The following is a 22,774-nucleotide window of genomic DNA, read 5'->3' on the forward strand; positions in this document are numbered from 1 at the left end:
AACGTCCTAAAGCGCTTTATTCAGAATTACTTAGAAGGGCGTCGACTGACCTTGCCTCCTTTCCGGCCGGCTTCCCTGGCTTTTTCATGATCATTTTTGAAATTGCCCCCACTGACTTTGCCTCCTGCACTGCCAGCTTCACTCGCACGTTCCGGATCGTTGGCAAAATTGCCGGCACCACCTCTGTACTTCTGTTGTGTCATAGGAAGACCTCATATCAATGTTCCGTTAGATAAAAAGGACTAGCTAGTCACAGCAGCAAGCATAGCCTTCCGCTTCGGTTATGCCAATTCGTGGCACGACATCGTTGATAAGGCGGCGGTTTATCAGTCGCCCTGGTTTATGTGCAGCAGAGGAGCGATGAATAAACTACGCTTAAAGGCCTGAAGAAAAAGGAGAACGCTATGGCTGACGCGACCTTAATCGACACATTAGAGCTGGGTTCTGACGACCAGAAACAGAAATATGAAATCTACGGTGAGGATGCACAAACGCCCACGCATGCTGTGATCTACCGGCAGCAGGGCAGTGACTGGCAACCACTGGAGGAGACGCTCACCTTCGCCGCGCAGGATGAGCAGCAGGAAGCCACCGGATCGATGGGCTATGGTTCCGGTGATACGCTGCCGGACCTGCGCGATCTGCCTGCCGAAGCGCGCGAGCGTTGCGAACAGCACTTTCACGAGCAGCAGGGAGAGTAATTCCGCCTGTATCGCCTGGACGCACGGATGCGATGTAAACGCCATTCTGATGCGTCCGGCTCCCTTGTCTGCCGCAGGATAGATCGCCGTAAGCGGGAGTCGTCCCGCTTTTGACGCGGTCGTCACCCCCTTCGGGCACGCTCAGGCCACCGACTTCCCCTCTGATTCTGTCCTTTCGAACGCTTCAATTATCGACAGTCTCGCAAGCTGTAAAAAAGTGTGACCTGAACCGCTGGATATCCTCTGCGCAATCGATGTATAAGCCTATCTTCTGCTACAAAAATGCAACAACTTCAGAGATTAAACTGATTGCAGCAATCGCTAAAGGTTTTCTCACTGCTGGCGATAACCCATTGGCGCTGAACACGTTGATCATTGATGAACCCGACCTTCAGCGCCGAGTTCTGAATGCGAACGGACCTGCCTTTAGCCCTCCCTTTACACACACCAGAAAGCGCTGACTCAGGCGCAGATTACTCAAATAAGAAGCGAAAATATTACTATGTCGATCCTGAAGACGATCAAAAGATGCCTGCCTGTTTCCCGTCTCCGGCGGAGCAGTCAGCCAGCCAATGGCACCTGGGATTGTCGTGCATTGCCGGATTCACTGAGCGCGATTGGATTAAGCTCACGCGCCGGCGGGATCCTGATGACCTTTGTGCCGCCTGAGGCAGATTTTCAGCGGGTCAGTCAGGCGTGGCAGCGCTTCAATTCTTCCAGCCTGACGGTGCTGACGCTCTCCTCCAACGGGGCGCTGAGCAGCAGCCGGGCGCAGAGCACCTACTGTGACGGTCATGGCCCGGAGGGAAGCTACCTCTGGCTGCCGGACAGCCTGATTGCCCGTCATGAGACACATATCGTCGATCTGCACGTCAGCGACACGCAGACCGCCACTCAGCGCATCACAGCCATTCAGCAGGAGCTGATGCGACTGCAGGTTCGTATGCCGCTCTCGGCCGAGCACACGTTCGCGATGATTTACTGCGATGGGCTGTCAGCCTCAGAAGGCTTTCTGATGCAGGCCTGGTACAACAGCGGACGCTTTCCCTGCCTGGCGATTGGGGGTTCAGCGGGCGGAAAAGTGACGTTTGAGGGTACCTGGATCGGAGCCGGTGGCCGGGTGTTACAGGGCAAAGCCGTGATTATCTTCTGCCAGATGGCCGCCGGAAAATCCTTTGCGCCTTTCAAAAGCCAGAACTTTACGCCACGCGACCAGAGCTGGCTGATTGCCGAGGCCGATCCGATTGCGCGCAGCGTCACGTCGGTATTTAACAGCCAGGGGCAACAGCAGCCGTTTATTGCAACGCTGTGTGACTATCTCAGCTGCTCCGAAGCGCAACTGACCGACCGGCTGAAGGGATTAACCTTTGGCGTGAAAGTTGGCGGCGAATTTTTTATTCGCTCGATCGCCAGAATTGAGCCGGGCGGCGTAACCTTCTTCTGCGATCTGGAGTTTGGCGACAGGCTTTACCTGATGCAGGAGAAGGATTTCCGCCAGGCAACGCAACAGGAGTGGCAGGCGTTTACCGCTCAGCATGGCAAACCGGCCGCTATTCTGATGAACGACTGTATCCTGCGTCGTGTCGGTAACGCTGAACAGCTGCATAATGCCCATTTCTTCAAGGGGATCGCCGCCGCCGGTTTTTCCAGTTTTGGCGAAATCCTGGGCGTGCCTATTAATCAGACGCTCTCTGCGCTGGTGTTCTTCAACCATGATGTCAAAGCGATGCGTCAGTTTCCGGTCGAGTATGCCGGTTATGCCGCGCACTACGCCCAGCGGGCGTTACGTCGCTGGGAAGCCCTGAACAGTGTTCAGACGCGGGTGCTGGATCGGGTCATCAATTATCAGCAGGCACTGACGCCGCTGATGGAGGCCCTGCCGGTGCTGGAAACGGCGACCCAGAGCCAGGGCGAAACGCTGAGCCTCGCGGAAAGCAGCATCCGTAACATCAGTCATATTGCCACAGAGAGTCAGCAGGCACAGGGGCGGCTGGATAACGGGCTGGACGACCTGGAAAAAATCTCCCACGGCATTAACGAGATTACGCACGGCATCAGCAATATTGCTTTCCAGACAAATATTCTGGCGCTGAACGCTGCCGTGGAAGCGGCCCGCGCCGGGGAAGCGGGCCGGGGATTTGCGGTGGTCGCGGGCGAAGTGCGTCGTCTGGCGCACTCTTCAAAAGAGCAGGCCGAAGCCACAGCCAGTAACATCGGCGAAGCGGTTTCCACTATCTCGCGTATCCGTCTGGTCGCCAGCGACTCTGCGCAGACTGCCGCGCAGATGGCAGAGCGCAGCATCAGCGCGGCCGATACGCTGGCCGCCATGAATCAGCAGACCCGGCATGAGCGCGCCGATATTGCCAGACATCTCGGCAGTCTGCGTGAACTGACGCAGGGAATGGACGCGATGCAGGAGGCGGTCGCGCAGCTTAAAGTGTTACAAACGCTTTCCGGCGCGCAGGTTAAGGCCTGATTTATCTCAACAAAGTGACAATAAAATGCGGTATAAGCGTAACGGCCAGGCAAAGCCGCCGCCAGGTTGTTACACTTGTCGGTGATTAACCACGCAGAGGTAAGAATGAAAATCAAAAGTTATGCAGCCATGCAGGCTGGCCAGGCCCTTGAACTCTACGAATACGATGCCGCTGAACTGGCAGCCGAAGAAGTTGAAGTCCAGGTCGAGTACTGTGGTGTCTGCCACTCGGATTTGTCGATGATCGACAATGAGTGGGGCATCTCGCAGTTCCCGGTGATTGCAGGACATGAAGTGATTGGCCGCGTTTCTGCGCTGGGCGCTGCGGCTAAAAACAAAGGTCTCTCTGTTGGTCAGCGTGTAGGGATTGGCTGGACGGCGAAAAGCTGTCAGCACTGCGATGCCTGTATCAATGGCGAGCACGTTAACTGCCATCAGGGCAGCACGCCTACCATCATGAACAAAGGCGGATTTGCCGAGAAGCTGCGCGCAGACTGGCAGTGGGTGATCCCGCTGCCTGAAAAACTGGATGCCGAAACGGCGGGTCCGCTGCTGTGCGGCGGGATCACCGTCTTCAAACCGCTGCTGATGAGTAACATCTCTGTTTCCAGCCGCGTCGGCGTAATTGGTATCGGTGGCCTGGGCCATATCGCGATCAAAATTCTGCACGCGATGGGCGCGGAAGTGGTTGCATTCAGCTCCACGCCGGATAAGAAGCAGTCGATTCTGGATATGGGGGCGGATGAGGTGGTTAACAGCCGCGATCCTGAAGCCCTGAAGCAGCAGGCGGGCCGTTTTGACCTGATCCTGAGCACCGTTGCCGTCAATCTGGACTGGAAACCTTATTTCGCGGCGCTGGCGCCGCACGGCAGGTTCCATACCGTGGGTGCAGTGCTGAAGCCGATTGAAGTCAGTGCGTTTGAGCTGATCATGGGCGACAAAGCCGTCACCGGTTCGTCAACCGGCTCACCGGGCCAGCTGCGCTCGCTGCTGAAACTCGCTTCGCGTGCGGATATTGCGCCGCAGGTTGAGTTCTTCCCGATGTCAGACATCAATAAAGCGCTGGATCATGTTCGTGCCGGTAAAGCGAATTACCGTGTGGTACTGAAAGCCGATTTCTGATTTTAAAATGCCGCAGCGTACTGCGGCATTTTTTTTGCATTTGTTAGCCATTTGCCTGTCCGGCTTGTGCGTGCAGCTGCACGCTGATACAGCAGGCTACCCGCCGGCCGAAAATTATTGCGCCGGGATCAGGAAATCATCCAGTGAGCCGCCATTATCAATAGCAGCTTTAATCACAGAGGGGGTGCGTCCCTGACCTGTCCAGTAACATTCCTGACCATTTGCATCGCTGTAGCGATATTTTGCCGGACGCTTTGCGCGTTTCTTTTTGCCGGTGTCGGCTGGAGAGAGGCTAATGATGAGTTCGGCAGGATTAATCCCCTCTTCCATTAACAGCTCCTGGTAAAACGCCAGTTTTTCCGCTTTTTCACGCGCTTCTGCTGCCCGCGCACTTTCTTCTTCACGGCGTTCATTTACCACGGTCTCAAATTTCTGGTGTAATTCTTCCAGCACAGCCAGCTCAATATTGCGCGCCCCGGCACGAAGAGTGCGGATATTGTTCAGGCTGTTCAGGTTCTTACTCATAAAATTCCTCAAATACTCAAGTTAATCAATTAAGTGCTAATTGTTCAGCGGGCAAGGGTAACATTACCCTGCCTGGAAATTGAAGCGTCAGTGTAGCTTTATTCGCTACTAAATTTTTATCAGAGATGCTGATTTAGCCGGTCAGGTATAGGATTTAAGCGAAATCTGCTGGATAAATGTAAATCAGCGCGATGGTGGCGTGATTAAAGACGGGGCATTTTTGCTTCTGGTTAACTGTGATTAAATCGTGCAAAAGGTTTATTAAGGACTGGCATGAATTTTCGCCGAAAAAATGATGGCCCGACACCTGAAATCTCGCCGCTGCTGAGAAGCATTATGCTCTCGGGAATATTGCTTACCGCAACCGTGGTTGGAATGGATCTGTGGACGCTGCGCGAAGACTGGTATGAAACCGTTGATAAAGCGGAAGATGCGGCGGTCAATCTGTCGTTATCACAGGCACGTCAGGCGGATGATACGTTTTTGCAGACCGAAATCGCGCTGCGTGAAGTCCAGCGCGAACTGGAAAAGCAGATGGCCACGACCGGTGTGGATGGGGAGGCGCTCAGTCAGACGATGCGGCTGTTACAGAGCCGCCTGCCGCAGCTTCACGGTCTGTTCTACTATGATGCCAAAGGCGCATGGGTTGCGACCTCGATGAGCAGCGTGCCGCCGGGGATTGATAACTCCGATCGCGAATATTTCGATTATCATCGTGCCAGTCCGCGCAATAATCTGCACGTCGGTCCGGTGCTGCGCAGCCGCACCACGCACGAGCTGGTTATTCCGGTTACGCTCCGCGTTAACGACGCTTTCAACAGCTTCCGGGGTGTCTTACTGGCCACCATCAAAGTGGACTATTTCCGTCGGTTCTACAGCTATTATGAGCTCAGCGAAGGGGATGTTCTGGTGCTGATGCTGGCCGACAGCACGGTGCTTTACGCCCGCCCGATGCCGGATAGTTACATCGGTAAAAATCTCTCCGTCAGTCCGCTGTTTCTCAGAATACTGGCGAACTCGGATAAGGGTAGCGGCCAGTGGACGGCCGCGCTGGATGGCAAACAGCGCATCTTCGGTTTTGTCCGCTCACAGCGCTATCCGCTGGTGGTGGCCGCGGGCTATGACAAACATGCGCTTTTCAGTCACTGGCTGAAGAGCTGGGTTCAGGATCTGATTCTGAATGCGGCGCTGCTGGGCGTGATCCTTTTGCTGGGTTCGTTTGTACTGCGTCAGGCCCGGCATACGCTGCGTTATCAGCTGGAGCTGACCCGATTACGTGATGAACTGACCGCGGCTAATCGCACACTGGAAAACCTGGCGCATAATGACGGGCTGACCGGAGTTGCCAACCGGCGTCATTTCAATGAAAAGCTGGCCGAAAGCCTGGAGCGCGCAGCGCGCAGCGGAAAGCCGGTGTCGTTAATCCTGTTCGATATCGATTACTTCAAACGCTATAACGACACCTATGGTCATGTCGCCGGTGACGACTGCCTGAAAAAAGTGGCCACTGTTATGAAAAACGCGGTCCGTCGCAGAGATGAACTTGCAGCCCGTTATGGCGGCGAAGAGTTCGCCATTATTCTGATGGAACAGCCGCTCTCTGCGGCGGTGAGTCTCGCGGAATCCATCACTGCGTCTGTCAGTAAGCTCGCCATACCACATCGGGCCTCTGAATTACCGCAAAAGCATGTCACGCTGAGTGCAGGCTGCGCCGTATATCTGATGTCTGATCCAGAAGGATGGAAAAAAACGCTGATAGAACGGGCAGACGAAGCGCTGTATCGGGCTAAGCGGGCAGGGCGTAATCAGGTTAAAAGCGAAGAACGTCAGGAGTAATCCATTGCCCGGTTTTCACGGGATAGGGTGGTATTAAGAGGAAACGGCAGCGGAGTTCATCAGACAATAGATGTTAAACAAACCGCCTGAGTACTCTCAGACGGTTGTCATTCGGGCAGCCGGTATCAGATGAGGAAATCGTCCAGCGATTTACCCGCATCAATCGCGGTTTTAATAGCAGAAGGCGTACGGCCCTGGCCTGTCCACTGTTTAACTTCGCCATTTTCATCAGTGTACTGATATTTAGCCGGGCGAGGCGCGCGCTTTTTCTTCTCTGTGGGTGCCGCCTGCATGCCGTTTAACAGTTCGTTTGGATCAATACCTTCCTGCAGCAGTAATTCACGATATTTTGCCAGTTTCTCTGCTTTTTCACGGTTAGCCGCTTCAGAAGCCTGCGCTTCTTCACGCCGCTCACTGACGACAACTGACAGTTTTTCAAGCATTTCTTCCAGGGCAGCAAGGTCAAGCTCGCGAGCATTGGCACGAAGGGTGCGGATATTATTCAAGCTGTTGAGAGTGTCACTCATCAAAGTCACCATAGTCATGTTCAGATAATAAAATACAGAAGAGCGGGTTCACGCTGATGCTTTTCGTCAGACCTGCTTTTTTGAGAATGCTTGCCTTCGAATAATCATAATACAGAACCGGGAGTTCAACGCTGACATATTAATCGCTTTCTCTGAGAGTTTAAACTCTAATTAACGTCTTCACCTTAAACAAAAGTAAAGTTACTCTTTTTTTACGATTATCGCTCAAAGTGACAAAAAGACGCATCAACTGATACGCCTGATAATTGAGTTCCGTGAGGGATTGTTCCCCCTTCCGGGGCATTTTTCGCCACCGTCGCTTCGCTAATCCCGAACTGCTGAGTTCTTCGGGTTAAATGGCGTGACCGGTGTAACCTGCTCAGTCTGATATGCGCTGGCGCTGAGCCTAATAGAGGAGAGGGGCGCTGGTAAAACGTCGAAAAATTAATTCATTGTCCGCTCATTAATTACGGTTATCTGTAACCTTATGATAATCAATTATTTTATTATTAACGATTCAGCCCGGCCGCTCTGGCTGCGCCGGGCTGGTGAGTGATTAGTGCTCAGAGAAGAGGAGGGGAAAAAATAAATGGACAGACACGCATCCCTCAGACGATAAACCGCGTTGTTTCTGAATAAACTATTTACGTGCGTAATGATTTCTGAACAGGCATGAGGGTAATGTGGCCGGTTTTATCCGGCAGATTTAATGGCTGCCCCCCATCAGGCCAGATTATTGTCTAAATCCGCTGCGTGTTATGTGTCGGGCTCTCTGGCGACCACGCGATAGTCATTCAGGACAATCTGAGGCTCACTGACGGACGCAAAGGCCAGGAATTATTGGCGCAGGTATCCAGGCAATCTATCAGGGCTTGCGGTTAATTTACTGTCGCCGTTTATTCATCTGATAAACAACGTGACGCAGAGTGTGTCAGAAGCGGTAGAAGATCAGAATCTGGCAGTAACAGAAATGACCTCAGGAAAGCCGCGAACTGACTTTGTGATATTCACCCTCTGGCTTATCGCAGAAGGCGATGGGCTATACTTACAACAGCTGCAGCAAAAGGCTTTATCAGAGGGGCTGACATGTTTAAAGGCAATAAAAAGTCGTTACCGGTTCGCTACTGTAAAACGTGCAAAAAACCGATGACGTGGCGGAAAAAATGGGAAAAGTGCTGGGATGAGGTGATGTACTGTTCAGAACGTTGCCGGCGACAGCGCAATCAACCGTCTGATGAGAATTCAGTGTCCGCCAGACGTGATAGCGGACACTGAATCGAGCGGGCCAGGGCGCAGCCCGCCCCGACCACCCCGCGTATGTTATTGCTGGACCTCTATCTGCTGCCAGCCTTTTCTGAACATACAATCTTTGACCAGAATTTCCCGCTGGCTCTCATTAGCATCGCTGGTTGAGTAGTCCGTGTCTGTGGTTTTGTACTTACTGTCTTTTGAGGTGTATTTACCGCTCACAATATTATCTGGCGGTAAGTCGCGCAGCGCCTGAGCCTGACAGGCCGTTTCTGCCACGGTTTCTTGCTGCTCTGATGCATCGGGTTTGACCCATTTATACTGCACGCAGCCGGTCAGACAGAGAGTAAAGAACATCAGCATAAACGTTTTCATAATCTGCCTCTCAGTAATCCCCGTCTGAGATAAGACGAGAAGAAGAGCAAGGAAACCAGACCCTGTAACGGCAGATTTCCTTGCGGTATCAGGTGGCATTGTTATCCGGCGTCAGAATGTCAGGCCGCCACCAATATAGGGGCCATCGATCAGGGTATGGCCCGGACGCCCGTCTTTGCCATCCACACCCGCATAGCGATAGCCTGCTTTCAGCACCAACGGTCCCAGCGGCGACCAGCTGATCCCGCCATCCGCTTCCACAAAGTTTTTGACGCTGTTGGCCAGCCCTTCAGGAGCGGAGTAGCCTTCGCCATAGATTGCAAAGTCAGCAGGGAGCGAGAGTTTTATGCCTCCCCCGACAGGAAAGGCGACGCCATCATCGCCTTTCTTACCACCGATGTAAGTGGCCTTTACGCCAGCGGTCAGCATCAGCGGACCAAGCTCCAGGTTATAGCCGGTTCCCGCCTGCCCAATCTGCACGCCATCCGAGGTGTTTTTGATCCACTGGCTGTCCAGGTAAATCCCGCCGGACGAACGCCCCATTTCTGCATCAAGCACAGAGTAATTTTTGCCCTGTTCTGCAGTCAGGCCCATCGCCATTGCAGAGGAAGAGACGCACAGCAGTACGCCAAGGCTGATAATTGACATTTTCATTGCTGATTTATTCCATAGGATAAGGTTTCAGGACGGCATAACCGATCGCTGTCTGAAACGAATTACTTTTGAACGATCTCTTTAACATCGTGCTGTTGCATCTGATGCGTATTTCCATCCGTGTCACGGTAGGAGATCATGCCGGTTTCTTTGTCTCTGGCTGGCTTGCCGTGGGTGGTAATCATATGCCCGTCATTGGTGGAGATCACATAATCACTGGAGCAGGCTGAGAGGGTGAGCGCGGACGTCATCATCACAATCGCGAAGGCGATTTTTTTGCCAGAATCTGAAGGTGTCATTTTACTTACCTGTCATTACTTTTTAAGAAGATGCGGCATTATTTGCTCTGATTGTTAAACGCTATGATAACAATACGCCTCTCCGGCTATTAATACGGGAAAGCATGATCTGGATCAATTTCGCAGGTGACGAGTAAAGAAAGTGATATTACAGCGCAGAAAGGGCAGATGCGGGTCATTTTTAAATATCAGTACTATGAAGAGGCAATACCTTTCCGTATTGTTTTTTTATTTTCTCAGCAAGAGGTGGGAATAAGGGTGAAATAAAATAGAAATGTCATGTTTCAGTTAATCTTTGTGGGTTTTTTTTAATTAAATATATTGATGGCAGATAAACTGAATGGTCTGTTTTAAAAGGGATTTAACATATGAGAAAGACAATCATTTTGGCGGCACTTGCCTCATTGCCGTTTGCAGGATTTGCGGCGACAGATACCTGTCGGGTTCAGTTGGCCGATATTTCGACGAAAACGGAACTGGCCAAAAGCCGTGGGGATAGTGCGGCCGTTGCCCGACTCAACATTGCCCGTGATAAAGTACAGACATACTGTTCTGACGACCGCCAGGCAAGACGTGCTTCTCGCGATGTCGGCCAGGGCGTGAGAGAGGTAAAAAAGGCGGAGCTTGAGCTTCAGGAGGCCCAGCTGGAGCTGAAAGAAGCAAAAGCAGAGGGAGGTATCGACAAAATCAGAAAGAAGAGCAGCAGGGTTGAAGAGAAAAAACGCAGACTTGAATCCGCAAAAATGGAATTGCAGGACGCGCAGGCTGACGCACGGCGTCTGAACTAATTTCGTTATATTCTAAGGCTCAAGCAGTGAGCCTTAGATCCTCTACTGCTAATGGGATACAGTCAGCCCTGAGATCATCAGTACCTTTTCCGATTGAAATTCCGCCTATCCCCTCACAGAATTTACGCCTCATGCCGACAACACAGCCTCATGAAAAATCCGATACGCAATCCGGAGCTTTGCCGGTAAACAGCCTATCCAGACAGGCAGTTTTTTTGGCGGCATAGAGTAAAAAAAAACCACTCCGAAGAGTGGTCGTAATCAATAAAAATACTCAACGAGCAAAATTGTCGAATAAAACTTTTAAGACTGGGATGCGTTTATGCAGGAAAATATTAGCGTCGAACGGCCAGATAACCGAAGCTTTTTTTTACTCAATATCAGACCACTGAATTTTAATGATTGTCAAATTCAATAACAGGTTGGGGTTCTACGCCGGAACCCCAGATTTTTCCGTTACCCCAGTTTCAGCCCCGCAATCAGTGTATCCAGGTCAATAATTTCATTGCTGCTCTGGAAGGTATAATGTCCGTTCAGCAAAATGTGTTGCCAGGCCACCGGTGATATCCGGGTCAGTGCCTCAATGCCCCTGTCGTTACCCTCAACTTCCAGTCGCTCCAGCAATCGGGACAGGATCGCCGAGTTGTAATAAACGATCGCGTTGCAGATCAACCGCCCGCACTGGTTGCTGGTTTCCGTTTCAAGGTCATTTTTCCCGGTTAACTCTTTCTTTCCACCGACTTTAGCGACGGCGGCGCGTAGCTGGTGATACGATTCAATCCGGTTCTGGGAGCGACGGATGTTGCGCTCCAGCTGCGGGTCCCGAAGATATTTCAGCGTGTAAATGCTGCGTACCAGCCGGTCATATTCAAATATTGCCTGTCTTGTCGGATTGGCTGTTGTGTACGTGCACAGTTTGCGGATCAATGTTCCCTGTGTCATTTCCTTCAGCCCCAGCGTGGCAACAACACGATTGAGATTGCTTTTTTCACGGGTAATAAGCTCCTGGTCAATCTGCCCGACGGGCTGAATCAGGCACTTTTTATATTCTGATGGATCTCTGGTGCAGTACAGCTCCTGCAGTTGTCTGTTCAGGTCAGTAAAATGAGGTTCAAAGCGCAGGCCAAACCAGTTCAGGAGTGCAAAGTTGGCTTTATTTATACTGTGCATATCTCCAGTGATAGCCATGGGTTTCACTTCTGAGGTATTGCGGTACCAGATATCAAAGACGTGGTGGCCTTCGTAGTCATTTGTACCAATCAGATATCCGTTGATCGGAATGTGGTTGCACAGCAGTGTATAAGCCACCAGGCCTTTACCGCGCCCAAAGTATTTACGCGAATACCTGGCTTTTACTGTCGGGCGCTCAACACCAAATTTCTGCCCGTCAACAGCACCATAAAGCGTCTCCGGATCAAACGAATAGAGCGGAAAAACTGGCAGTGACTCTATGGCGTCGGTAATGCAGTCATTGGCCGTGAGCAATGACGCCAGGCGAAGGTACTGTTCGTACGTGGTTTCCAGAACATGGAACGGAATATCGCTGGTTCGGGCCATGACGTGATTGTCATGATTCATCGCCTGCGCGACGATAACCGCCATCAGGCTGTCTGCATCCGCTTCTTTTTTTGCATAACGGGGCTGCAGCGGCTTCATGGCAGACAGGAACCGGCACTGCCGGTTAACAAAGCGGAAGACGTCGGTCACATCGCAGAATGGCAGTTGCTCATAAAATCGTTTCTCCTGCGCCTTATGGCGACTGACCACCGATTTATGCCAGGTCAGTTTCTGCGTTTCTTTATCGTATTCCAGATGCGCCAGTTTCCCCTGCTTCAGCTCGCGGTTAAACGCTTTCCACTGTCGGTGCAGCTCGGTCGACAGTGCTTTTAGCTGCGTTCTGATGGGCTTCTGCAGAAAGGGAATATTCATTTCTGCCAGCACTGCGACCTGTTCTCCTTCCGGTACCAGCTCATCAGAAAGATGGCGGTGCCGGAGACTGTCATTAAGGTGGAATTCACCCGCCTGAAAACGCTTTCTTATCTGGCGATAGAGCCAGAACTCATAGCGCCCGGCATTCAGGCCTGTGGGCTCACCATCCTCACCGTATTCCAGCAGGTACGGACGTAGCCGCGCTGGTAACGTTTCTGGCGGACATTCCGCCAGCGGCCGCTGCGAAAGTGTCTGCTTTTTGCCGAACACCATTCTGAGCCAGCTCAGCGCCTCTGCCCACGGACTGTCCCGGACCACACTGGTGAGATCGAGTGACAGATATAATGGTCGCAGGTGACGCCGTATTAATGCCGTCATACCGTCCACGGCCTGCCACTGCAACGCCAGCTTACTGATGGGTTTTACACTCATGCGCTGCGCGGTGGTTTTCAGTGCCTCCCGTGGCATGATTTTCCAGGCACGGCGGCGGACTTCACCAAAGGTGGTGGGGTCGGGAACACTGTCATCAACATAAAGCGACAGCAGACGCCCGATTTTAGATGTTTCGCGTCGGTGTTTTTCCTGGACGTCAGCCATAAGCTGTTTAGCCATACTGCGGCTTTCATCCTCAAGCTGTTTCATATGGAAAAACATCGCATCCGCCAGGTTGTCGCTGAACTGGCGATATCGGATCCAGGCATAGCACAGCAGGTAGAGGCGGGTCTGCTCCTGCTTCAGGTTGCGGAGATCGTAAACGGTATAGAAATTTGCCAGACTGGCGTAATACAGCAGATTTTGTTGGGAAATATTCAGTGCCGGCAGGATGCCACAGGCTTTATGATGCAGTGGTTCCAGCAGGGCCCGTTTTTCCCGTTCATGAACCATCTGCCGCCAGCCAAAGTCACGTGCATCCTGCCTGAGGACCGCGAGTCGGGAAAGGGTATCGTCGCGCTCAATCAGCCTGTCCAGGCCAGCAATGGAAGCGTCATCAAGCCACGCCGTCAGAATACGGCCCAGCCGCTGTCTTTCATCAGAGAGAACCCGGCTCACCAGTTCCTGGAGCGTGGTGTACCCTGGGCGGATGATTTTATGCTCGTTAAGCCAGATGATCAGCTCTGTGGTAATAAAACCGGGAGTCACATCGCGTCGAACAATGTGTGCAGCCTGTTGCTCAAGCTGCGAAGACAGCGAAGATGACCACGGCCGGTAACCATACAGCGCGCAGATTTTTTCCCGCTGAGCATAGCGTTCATGCTTAGTGGGAGATTTGTCCGGAAGTGACTCACCAGGAAAATAACGGCTCAGGACAAAATCGCAGTCATCTTTAACCTCATTCCACCCAAAGCGGAAAAACAGGTGCTTGGCTTTAAAGTAAGCGATCTGCAGTATGCAAAAAACCTGAGCATGAATCCCCCTGCGGTTGTTTACCAGCGCCAGTTCGGGTTCATCCAGAGCCAGAAACTCCAGCCGCTGCGCATCATCTAAATCAGGGAGTCCGTACAGCGCTTCCTGCTCGGCGTCCGAAAGAATACTAAGGAGCTTATTTTTATGGGCCATCCCTGATCCTTATGCTTACTGGAGTCTGAGGCGGGCAGGCCCGCGGGTTAAGTTCAGCTTTTGAGCGCACACCGCTCAGTGGAACGAAAACTCACGTTAAGGGCTTTTGGTGAGGTGATTGTTAAAAAGGATCCACAAGGGATCCTTTTCAGGAGCTACTACCAGCTACCATAGGGATAGGCTTTCCCTTTGATAAAATCCTTTATGTCCTGATCATATCCGTAAGAAAAGTCACTCTGCGTAATCCCTTTACAGGCATCCAGCTTATCCCCGGACAGCGTGGTAATTTTTACCGGTTCGACGGGTAAATTGTCCACCGGCGCGCTGTTCTGAAGCCATATTCGGACTTTGCCTTCAGGCGCCAGACCGAACAACAGCGTGTCATACCAGGCCGTATTCCCACGCCAGTCCTTTCCGGTTGGCACCGACATTTTTGCCCACAGAGCTGGTGAGAAGGTGATGCGCGTCTCGTAGGTCTTTTTATCGATGACCGAATCCCAGCAGAACAGCATCTGTGCAGGCGGATGCCGGATCTTGTTAAACTGGGCATGCCTGCTTATCCGGCTGCTCCAGCGTCCCACGCTGTCAGGATTTTCCTGAGTGCTGTCCAGCGTCCGGAAGGTGGAGACCACCTTTTCGTTGTCGATAATCAGCGCTTTCGTCACCACCGCCGGTAATGCCCGGGGAGTGAAAAACGCAAAATCAATCTCACCGTAGGGCATTTCACCGGTGTCTTCCGGCGTCGGCGCTTCGCCTGCCCGGCAGCCGCTGACCATGACCAGCATCAGCAGGGGAAAAAGGGCTTTCAGCTTCATACCTTTTTCCCGTCCATGCTGTAGACCGAGCGTTTCCACTGCTCATCGGGCCGGTTGATAAAGCCAATCAGCTCTGAGGGCGATGCCCCCCCGTGAATGAAGCCGTCCGTATTCACCACGATGGCATTCCAGTTGGCCGAACAGTGAATATACTTCTCCGCAATCACGTCCAGCTCATCCTGACTGAACGCCGGGGGCGTCTGGCCGCTGCGGACAGCTTTCCCCATCATCAGCGCCTTATCACACAGAGAAGACAGCTCATCCGGGAGGTGTAACTCATGATTCGTTGCGCGAATAGGTTCAAACACCACCCCGGCTTCCTGTGCAGCCTCAAGCATCACCCTCAGCACCACGCGGGACCAGTCGTTTCTGACGGTCCGCTCCCGCAGGGTCAGCGCCGCAAAGCTGCGTTTCTGCATCTGGCCGTACCGATCCGGAGGAAGCCTGTCGTCATGCCAGGTTTCTGCCGAAATGTCGTTTGTCCGCAGCAGCGGGGCCAGGCAGGGCGATTTATCCAGCGTCTGCAGCTGCGCCACGGCCTGCCGGTAGGTCTGCGTCTTTTCACCGGGCTGACTGTAAGGGACCGTCTCCGTTGCAGGCCGCGTCAGAAAAAGATGTTCTTTAGTGACCGGCAGGTATCCGCCGCCGATATCGGAATGTGCGCCGGGTAGCGCCAGTTCAGGCCAGGCCGGTTTCACGCTGTTTAGCGCAAAGTTGAACCGACACTCGTTCGCGGCGGTGATATGAAACACCTTTTCTGCCACGCCGGGGCGCAGGGTGAGCTTCACGTCACCGGTATCCGCACTGTGCGGATTCAGACCGTTAACCGGCGTACCTATGGCAGCAACGGTATCGAAAATACCGATGAAACGGGTTTTACCGGAAGGGGAACCATTAAATGCAGTATCCGTCACGCCCTGTCGGATGGCGCTGATAATGGCCGGGTCTTCTGACTGGATGCGGTTGGCAAAATGCCGGGCAGCAGCAGCGCCCCGACTGAAGCCAAAGATGTCAAACTGCAGGGACTTGATGACAAGCTCACTGTCTGCCACCTGCCTTCTGATATCCCTGATGCTCTGATTCAGTACATCATTCAGCCGGGCTACAGCATTATCTGTTTTGGCAATAACACCGGTATCGGATATACCAAAACCCTGCCCCAGCTTGCTGTCAGGTTTACCCGCATCGGTGCCGATACCGTCAATATAAACGGCAGACTGGACGATTCCTTTATCTACAGGTATGTCCTGTTTATATAGCGAACTCAGCCAGTGAATATTGGTGTAGTACCCGGTATAGCTGGTTGCACCGCTGCCTGACACGCCAAAATTTTCTCGGGCGCATTTTGCCAGAATGGACTCGGCTTCCGGGTCATCCAGGTTGTAATGACCGGCAGTATACGCCTTCAGCATGTTCTGCGTGTTAACGGCATTGTTGCCGGTACCGTCGAAGAACACGCCAATAGTCAGCGTAACTTCATGGGATTCAACCGGCAGGGCGCTTTTACGTGCCGACTGTGCATGCTGCTCCGGGTCGGCCTGATGGAGTGGTACCGCTGAACGGGGTGCGGCGTGCCCGCCCGGCGCAATCACGCGGTTCACGCCCGCAGGACATCCGCAGGTAACGTCCGATAAGTGAACCGCCGTAATTCTCCCGTTCAGGGGCCGACTGCTGTCACCGGTTGAGATCACACCGGGCACACCGCACTTCGGGCAGGGTGTGGTTTTGTCACCCACGCAGAGGGTCGCTTTTCCGTTGACGGTCCAGCGGCTACTGGCGATGCAGGTTGCCCCCGTCGTTGTTTTATCGCCATTCAGGGCGATGTTCTTCCCGTGGAGGGTATTTCCCGTACCTGAGGCCATCAGTTGTCTCTCTCAGACATGATATAACTCCCTGTTTTATTGGGTTAACGGATAATTTACAGGCATAAGGGAACATAAAATTTGATTTAAGTCAGTGAACTGGGGTTGCGGTGGTGATAACGCCTGCAAGGCAGTGTTTTTTTGATGAAAGAGGCAGGTCAATGCTCCAGGCCTGGTGAATATATCTGGATACACAGAACTATAAGGAGTCGGGTTCGGTAATTAACCTGGCAGTAGATACCCGGCAGACAAGTGTCACATTATCATTCACAGAAAACCTTTACGTGCCATAATTTAAATGACGGGTAATGTGACTAACATTGACGGTTGCCGATACAAAAATCAGAATGTCACATAATCGAACGTATATGTGACAGGTGTGAAATGTTAATTGGTTATATGCGGGTGTCAAAAGCAGATGGTTCGCAGGCAAATAATTTACAGCGAGATGCAATGATCGCCGCAGGTGTCGATGTTGCCCATCTTTATGAAGACCGGGCATCGGGCAAGCGAGAGGATCGCCCTGGACTTACCGGGTGTCTGAAAGCACTTCGGCCCGGAGACACACTGATTGTATGGAAGCTGGACCGCCTCGGTCGTGATCTTCGCCATCTCATAAATACAGTTCATGACCTGACCGGGAGAGGTATTGGTCTGAAGGTGCTGACCGGTCACGGTGCGACTATCGACACCACAACCGCCGCTGGCAAGCTAGTCTTTGGGATCTTTGCTGCCCTGGCCGAGTTTGAGCGCGAGCTGATTGCTGAACGAACGACTGCAGGTCTGGCATCAGCAAGAGCCCGTGGGCGAAACGGCGGACGCCCTTATAAAATGACGCCAGTCAAGCTGCGACTGGCAATGGCATCAATGGGGAGACCAGAAACAAAGGTCAGTATGCTATGCCAGGAACTTGGGATAACCCGGCAAACGCTGTACAGGCATATTTCCCCTGATGGTCAACTGCGTGCGGACGGGATAAAGCTGCTCAACAGGGGATAATTTAAACGACCGGAAAAGTCTGGGGTTCCGGCGTAGAACCCCAGGTTAAAACTGCACCATAAAAATTAATGACTTGTTTATTGTTTATCCTGGTTGTTAATCCCGACTATTTTATCTTTTTATAGCCAAAGAAGAATCTCACCGCGATGTATTCAGTAATGCTCAGGAATAAATATCGATGACTACCGCCTGCTGGAGCAATCAGGCCCCACCAGGCGACAAGGTTCATCCCGACGGAGAACTGAGAGAAACCGGAAAGGCATAGAGGGAGGTGGAAACTGTCCCTGCCATTACGTGACATTAAAGTACAGCATAATCCTGACCTTCAATCTGGCTGCACTCTTCAGTGAATCCCCTGCAGAGCCGGGCAGCAGAGGAATCACCACAGTAGATCAGAAACCCGGCTGCACAGGGGCTCTGATAGTCAGACACTGGCGGGACCATTACCTGCGAATCTGTGTCATTCACTCAAAGTAGCCGGGAGGGTAAGTGTTATCAGATATCGTCTGAGTTTTGTACAAAAGCAGAGGCGATTAGTTACAACACCCTATTTATTGTGACCTCAACCCTTAATAGTTCTGTAAACCCGTGCCTAAAACCTGAATGGAGCCGATCCGAAAATCCGAGTGCTCTTTGACAAGCCGCCCGCCGCGGCCCGAAGGGCCGTAAGGAAGTTTAAGCGGCTCTGTATGATGTAACTAAATTGATTCTCGTTTCGTCAGGGCCGTGCGTCAGCTCTCCTATGCCACTCCGTTATCGCACCTCTGACTGCCTTTATTCACCGCCTGTTGAGCTGTTATTGACGCTGGCGACAATTTTCTCCGTTGCCAGGATGCCAGATCAAAAATCGAAACGCTTATCATTTATAGAATAAGTGCTTCTTACAGAGAGGCGGGGCGTGAAATGACAGTAAATATGGGCCGTACTTACCGGATTCTTGGCTATCGCTCTTCGGTTAATGCCGCCTGGCGCCAGAAATTGCTGACGATGGGCATCTTACCGGGCGCCACAATCGACATTATTCGTGTGGCACCCCTGGGCGACCCGGTGCAGATTCGTACCCGTCGTGTCAGTCTGGCAGTGCGACAGCGTGATTTGGCCGACATCATCCTGCAGGAGATTGTCTGATGAAAAAGATAACCATTGGGTTAATTGGCAATCCTAACACCGGTAAAACAACGCTCTTCAACCAACTTACCGGGGCCCGTCAACGGGTCGGTAACTGGGCTGGCGTCACGGTTGAGCGCAAAGAGGGTCAATTTTTCACGGCACGTTCCGATGTACGGCTCATTGATTTACCAGGCACCCGTTCGCTGACGACGCTATCCGCTGAAAGCTCAATTGATGAGAGCATCGCCTGTCAGTATCTCTTTCAGGATAACGCCGATCTGGTGATTAATGTTGTCGACGCGTCAAGTCTGGAAAGCAATCTGTTTCTGACTTTGCAGTTACTCGCGCTGGGTGTGCCCTGCATTGTCGCCCTGAATATGCAGGATATCGCTGCCAGCCAGAACATCGTTATCGATGTCGCTGCGCTGTCGGCCCGGCTGGGATGTCCGGTCGTCGCCCTGACCTCGACAAAAGGTGAGGGTATTGCCCGTCTTAAAGCGATGATCGATCAGCCTCATATTTATCAGGCTCCGCAACCGATCTCTTATCCGCCAGCGATTAAAAGAGCAGTTGAGCAACTCTGCCAGCTGATGCCTGCTGAGATCGCTTCCCGGAAAGGTTACTGGCTGGCGCTACAGCTGCTGGAGGGCGATATTAATAGCCAGAAACTCTGTCCGGCACTGCTGCCGCATCTGCCCGAAGTCATGGCGCAGGCGGGGGGCGACCCGGGCGTGGAGATTGCCGATTACCGTTTTCGTGCCATCAGTGCCATCTGCACCGCCGTCAGTAACATCGATCAGGCTCTGCCGGCCACGCTGACCCAACAGATTGATAAAGTCGTTCTGAGCCGCTGGCTCGGCATTCCGATATTCCTGGCCGTGATGTACGTGATGTTCGTGCTTTCCATCAATATCGGGGCCGCACTGCAGCCCCTGTTTGACAGCAGCTCGGTAGCGATATTTATTCACGGTGCGCAGTGGCTGGGCTATACCTGCCATTTCCCGGACTGGCTGACGGTTTTTCTGGCACAAGGTATTGGGGCCGGGATCAATACGGTGCTGCCGATCATTCCGCAGATTGGCCTGATGTTCCTGTTCCTCGCGTTTCTGGAGGACTCCGGGTATATGGCGCGTGCCGCCTTTGTTATGGACCGTCTGATGCTGTCGCTGGGGCTACCGGGCAAATCCTTCGTGCCGCTGATTGTCGGTTTCGGCTGTAACGTTCCTGCCGTGATGGGGACGCGCACGCTGGACACGCCGCGTGAGCGACTGCTGACCATCCTGATCGCGCCTTTCATGTCATGTGGCGCACGGCTGGCCATCTTTGCAGTTTTCGCCGCCACCTTCTTTCACGTTCATAGCTCCAGCGTGGTTTTCTCGCTCTATCTGCTGGGTATCGTCGTCGCAGTCGTGACCGGCCTGATCCTTAAACACACCCTGCTGGATGGAGAAGCCACGCCGTTCATCATGGAAATGCCGGTTTATCACCGGCCTCATCTTAAAAGCCTTCTGCTGCAGACCTGGCAGCGACTAAAGATGTTCGTGATACGTGCGGGACAGGTCATCATTCTGGTGAGTATGCTGATTGGCCTGCTGAGCAGCTTTGCCTTTAATGGCCGGCTTGTGGATGACATCAACCATTCGGCGCTGGCAACAACCAGTAAAATGATCACTCCCGCACTCTTACCTATCGGGGTGACTGAGGATAACTGGCAGGCTACCGTGGGCCTGGTCAGTGGCATCATGGCGAAAGAAGTTGTGGTCGGTACCCTTAACAGCCTTTATACCACGGAGGCGCTTCAGAGCAGCGCGTTTGATCCACAAACGTTTAATCTGCCCGGTGAGCTGAAAGCCGCACTGGCAGAGACCCGGGCGGGGTTGTCTGCTGCGTTCAGCATTGATGCGCTGTCTCACCCCCTTGATGCCAGCAAAGGCGACGGCGAAATGGCATCCGGTCCGATGCGTGTGATGTCGGCTAAATTTGGCAGTGGTTTTGCGGCCTATAGCTACCTGATCTTCGTGCTGCTCTATGTTCCCTGTGTATCGGTGATGGGTGCCATCGCACGCGAAGCGGGTAAGACGTGGATGACCTTCTCCTTTTTCTGGGGGCTGAATATTGCCTACACCACGGCCACGCTGTTCTATCAGACGGTGACGTTTGCGAAACATCCCGCGTACAGTGCGATCTGTCTGCTGAGCGTGCTGGCAGTAAACGGCATCATCCTGCTGGCAATGCGCCATGCGGGTCGCCATTTTACGCTGCCGATAATACTCAAAAATGAGAAAGGTGGGTGTTCTGGCTGTCACGGCGGTTGTGAGAAGCAGGAAGGTCTTGCGCAGTGAGTTAAGAAAAAAAGAGTGTTCAGCGCTGTTGAAGAGCGAGTGAGACGCAAAAACGGCCCCCGTCTCAGGTTTATCTGTTATTACCTGTCGTCGGTTCAGAGACTTCTGTGCCAGCGACAGGCTGCCGAAGTTAAACGAACCGTTATCTTCTTTTGCCGTCCCCGGGCAGAGTAAATATACTGCCGACTGATTAGCAGAAAATGAAACGCCTTATTTACCATAAATTCCAGGAATAAACAGGTATGGTTTGTTAAAAATCGGTTATTTTAACCAGCCAGATGAAAATGCAGGGTAGCGTATAAGTAAACGGGCTACCGCTGATCGCAATATAGAGTGTCATTAAGATGTCGTAGCAGAAAAGGGCGATAATGAAATTCAGGTTTATTATTTTTACAGGCGTCATGCTGCTGGCTGTTGTTTCAGTCATGGTACTTTCAGATATCATTTCTGGCCTGAAAAATTCACCCGAGATCGTTTTTTACAAAAGCCATCCGGAGCGGGCTTATGCCGTTTTCACTGTTTGCAAAAATCATCCTGATCCCATTGATGACTGCTATGCCGCCTACAGCGCCGCCGTTTCTCTGGCCGATTCAGAAGATTGCAGCGTAACGGGTAAAGAAACTAAACGACGATTCAAGCGGCTTGTCGAACATGCAAAGGAAGAGACGATTACTGAGGAAATAGACTCAGATTGCAATTCAGTTAAAGAACCCTCGTTTTTTGAGAAATGGAGCCGGAAAAAGGGATAGCGTCGTTAACGAAAAAGAGGTAGTGCTGCCGTCATCCGTCTGAAACAGCCCGAAATAAGTGACTGTTCTCACGATTGCAGCGGCTACCCAGTCGCACCAGTTGTGTTAACATTCTGCCAATGGGAACTCTATTAATTAGAGCTTATGTTAATCTGACTTTGGGTGGGTGCTATGAAAAAGACGCTTGTGATAACGCTAATCCTGACAGCGCTGACGGGTTGCGTTGACTATCAGTGGGTTAAACCGGGCATGGACAAACGGCAGGAAGAGATTGCGGAAACGCAGTGTAAAGCGCAGGCACTCAGAGACTTACCGCCTGACAACGAGATCACAGGTAAGTACACCTCCAGAGATGAAAAGCATAAAACCACGGACACCAGTTACTCATCAACCGATGAGAACGAGAGTAACCGTGATATTCTGGTGAAAGATTGCATGTACAGGAAAGGCTGGACGCAGATTGAAGTCCAGCAATAATCAACTTCACATCCTGATGCAGAAAACCCCACACCGGAATACGCTGTGGGGTGTGCTGGATTTATTTCTCAACCATATTACTGATCTGGTCGCGGTTAATTTCGTGTTTGTAGCCACCCGCGTCTTTGTAGGTTACGAGTCCGGTCGATTTATCGATTTCCGGCTTCCCTTTAGTAACAATCATTTCACCTGATTTGGTCTGCATAACATAGTCACTGGAACAACCCGCCAGCATGGTAACTGCTGCTGCAACAAAAGCGGCCATCACAAAAAATTTGCCCATCACTCGTTCCTTCTTATTGAGAAGATTATCAACATATTGCGCTATAATTTTATTAAAATCGCTGATATAAAGCCAGCATAGTCAAGCCTGCGCTTCTGGA

General features: G+C 52.2%; 21 protein-coding genes. 11 read left to right on the forward strand and 10 right to left on the reverse strand.

Annotation, left to right across the window (positions count from 1 at the left end):
* Positions 1-26 precede the first annotated feature (26 nt).
* Complete coding sequence (locus tag ACNY69_RS19265; RefSeq protein ID WP_111138321.1) at positions 27-203, reverse strand: con-10 family general stress protein; 177 nt, start codon at positions 201-203, stop codon at positions 27-29.
* 201 nt (positions 204-404) lie between these two features.
* On the opposite strand from ACNY69_RS19265, the gene ACNY69_RS19270 reads away from it, so the two are divergent.
* The 3 genes from ACNY69_RS19270 (at position 405) to ahr (ending at position 4,299) form a co-directional block, all read left to right on the forward strand.
* Positions 405-701 carry a hypothetical protein gene (locus tag ACNY69_RS19270; RefSeq protein WP_111138320.1) on the forward strand — a complete coding sequence of 99 codons (297 nt, stop codon included), beginning with the start codon at positions 405-407 and terminating at the stop codon, positions 699-701.
* A gap of 502 nt (positions 702-1,203) precedes the next feature.
* Entirely contained in the window at positions 1,204-3,177 is a 1,974-nt protein-coding gene (locus ACNY69_RS19275; RefSeq protein ID WP_111138319.1) for a methyl-accepting chemotaxis protein, read from the forward strand.
* A 105-nt stretch (positions 3,178-3,282) separates the two neighbouring features.
* Entirely contained in the window at positions 3,283-4,299 is a 1,017-nt protein-coding gene (gene ahr / locus ACNY69_RS19280) for an NADPH-dependent aldehyde reductase Ahr (RefSeq protein ID WP_111138318.1), read from the forward strand.
* 114 nt (positions 4,300-4,413) lie between these two features.
* Here ahr and ACNY69_RS19285 read toward each other — a convergent pair whose 3' ends face one another.
* Positions 4,414-4,824 (reverse strand): H-NS family histone-like protein, encoded by a 411-nt coding sequence (locus ACNY69_RS19285; RefSeq protein WP_111138317.1) that lies wholly within the window; start codon positions 4,822-4,824, stop codon positions 4,414-4,416.
* 273 nt (positions 4,825-5,097) lie between these two features.
* Here ACNY69_RS19285 and ACNY69_RS19290 point away from each other — a divergent pair, with 273 nt between their 5' ends.
* Positions 5,098-6,660, forward strand: a complete 1,563-nt coding sequence (locus ACNY69_RS19290) for a sensor domain-containing diguanylate cyclase (protein ID WP_418799623.1) — start codon at positions 5,098-5,100, stop codon at positions 6,658-6,660.
* Between the two features lie 125 nt (positions 6,661-6,785).
* Here ACNY69_RS19290 and ACNY69_RS19295 read toward each other — a convergent pair whose 3' ends face one another.
* Positions 6,786-7,187, reverse strand: coding sequence for an H-NS family histone-like protein (locus ACNY69_RS19295; RefSeq protein ID WP_111138315.1), 402 nt, complete (start codon positions 7,185-7,187; stop codon positions 6,786-6,788).
* A 1,086-nt stretch (positions 7,188-8,273) separates the two neighbouring features.
* Here ACNY69_RS19295 and ACNY69_RS19300 point away from each other — a divergent pair.
* Entirely contained in the window at positions 8,274-8,462 is a 189-nt protein-coding gene (locus ACNY69_RS19300; protein ID WP_111138314.1) for a DUF2256 domain-containing protein, read from the forward strand.
* Between the two features lie 45 nt (positions 8,463-8,507).
* Here the strand turns inward: ACNY69_RS19300 and ACNY69_RS19305 are convergent, their stop codons facing one another.
* The 3 genes from ACNY69_RS19305 to ACNY69_RS19315 all read right to left on the reverse strand — a co-directional run bounded on the left by ACNY69_RS19305 (position 8,508) and on the right by ACNY69_RS19315 (position 9,763).
* Positions 8,508-8,810, reverse strand: a complete 303-nt coding sequence (locus ACNY69_RS19305) for a hypothetical protein (protein ID WP_111138313.1) — start codon at positions 8,808-8,810, stop codon at positions 8,508-8,510.
* Positions 8,811-8,921: 111 nt separating this feature from the next.
* Positions 8,922-9,464 carry a YfaZ family outer membrane protein gene (locus tag ACNY69_RS19310; protein ID WP_418799626.1) on the reverse strand — a complete coding sequence of 181 codons (543 nt, stop codon included), beginning with the start codon at positions 9,462-9,464 and terminating at the stop codon, positions 8,922-8,924.
* A gap of 62 nt (positions 9,465-9,526) precedes the next feature.
* Positions 9,527-9,763 (reverse strand): YgdI/YgdR family lipoprotein, encoded by a 237-nt coding sequence (locus ACNY69_RS19315; RefSeq protein WP_418799629.1) that lies wholly within the window; start codon positions 9,761-9,763, stop codon positions 9,527-9,529.
* A gap of 368 nt (positions 9,764-10,131) precedes the next feature.
* On the opposite strand from ACNY69_RS19315, the gene ACNY69_RS19320 reads away from it, so the two are divergent.
* Positions 10,132-10,551, forward strand: a complete 420-nt coding sequence (locus tag ACNY69_RS19320) for a DUF1090 family protein (RefSeq protein ID WP_418799632.1) — start codon at positions 10,132-10,134, stop codon at positions 10,549-10,551.
* A gap of 456 nt (positions 10,552-11,007) precedes the next feature.
* On the opposite strand, the gene ACNY69_RS19325 is transcribed toward ACNY69_RS19320, so the two are convergent.
* From ACNY69_RS19325 to ACNY69_RS19335, 3 genes are all read right to left on the reverse strand, one after another.
* Positions 11,008-14,037, reverse strand: a complete 3,030-nt coding sequence (locus ACNY69_RS19325; protein ID WP_418799635.1) for a Tn3 family transposase — start codon at positions 14,035-14,037, stop codon at positions 11,008-11,010.
* Between the two features lie 158 nt (positions 14,038-14,195).
* Positions 14,196-14,852 (reverse strand): DUF2931 family protein, encoded by a 657-nt coding sequence (locus tag ACNY69_RS19330; protein ID WP_418799637.1) that lies wholly within the window; start codon positions 14,850-14,852, stop codon positions 14,196-14,198.
* Complete coding sequence (locus tag ACNY69_RS19335) at positions 14,849-16,714, reverse strand: PAAR domain-containing protein (RefSeq protein WP_418799640.1); 1,866 nt, start codon at positions 16,712-16,714, stop codon at positions 14,849-14,851. Before ACNY69_RS19335 ends, ACNY69_RS19330 begins: the two co-directional genes overlap by 4 nt.
* A gap of 384 nt (positions 16,715-17,098) precedes the next feature.
* On the opposite strand from ACNY69_RS19335, the gene ACNY69_RS19340 reads away from it, so the two are divergent.
* The 5 genes from ACNY69_RS19340 to ACNY69_RS19360 all read left to right on the forward strand — a co-directional run bounded on the left by ACNY69_RS19340 (position 17,099) and on the right by ACNY69_RS19360 (position 22,391).
* Positions 17,099-17,713, forward strand: coding sequence for a recombinase family protein (locus ACNY69_RS19340; protein WP_418799643.1), 615 nt, complete (start codon positions 17,099-17,101; stop codon positions 17,711-17,713).
* A gap of 903 nt (positions 17,714-18,616) precedes the next feature.
* Positions 18,617-18,841, forward strand: a complete 225-nt coding sequence (locus tag ACNY69_RS19345; protein ID WP_111138309.1) for a FeoA domain-containing protein — start codon at positions 18,617-18,619, stop codon at positions 18,839-18,841.
* Positions 18,841-21,165 carry a Fe(2+) transporter permease subunit FeoB gene (feoB, locus tag ACNY69_RS19350; RefSeq protein ID WP_111138308.1) on the forward strand — a complete coding sequence of 775 codons (2,325 nt, stop codon included), beginning with the start codon at positions 18,841-18,843 and terminating at the stop codon, positions 21,163-21,165. Before ACNY69_RS19345 ends, feoB begins: the two co-directional genes overlap by 1 nt.
* A 368-nt stretch (positions 21,166-21,533) precedes the next feature.
* Positions 21,534-21,914, forward strand: a complete 381-nt coding sequence (locus ACNY69_RS19355) for a hypothetical protein (RefSeq protein ID WP_146240814.1) — start codon at positions 21,534-21,536, stop codon at positions 21,912-21,914.
* Positions 21,915-22,085: 171 nt separating this feature from the next.
* A complete protein-coding gene (locus tag ACNY69_RS19360; RefSeq protein WP_111138307.1) occupies positions 22,086-22,391 on the forward strand; it encodes a membrane lipoprotein lipid attachment site-containing protein in 306 nt (101 codons plus the stop codon).
* Between the two features lie 61 nt (positions 22,392-22,452).
* On the opposite strand, the gene ACNY69_RS19365 is transcribed toward ACNY69_RS19360, so the two are convergent.
* Positions 22,453-22,674, reverse strand: a complete 222-nt coding sequence (locus tag ACNY69_RS19365; protein WP_111138306.1) for a YgdI/YgdR family lipoprotein — start codon at positions 22,672-22,674, stop codon at positions 22,453-22,455.
* Positions 22,675-22,774 lie beyond the last annotated feature (100 nt).

The sequence above is a fragment of the Pantoea graminicola genome, from assembly GCF_048452665.1.
GTDB lineage: Bacteria > Pseudomonadota > Gammaproteobacteria > Enterobacterales > Enterobacteriaceae > Pantoea.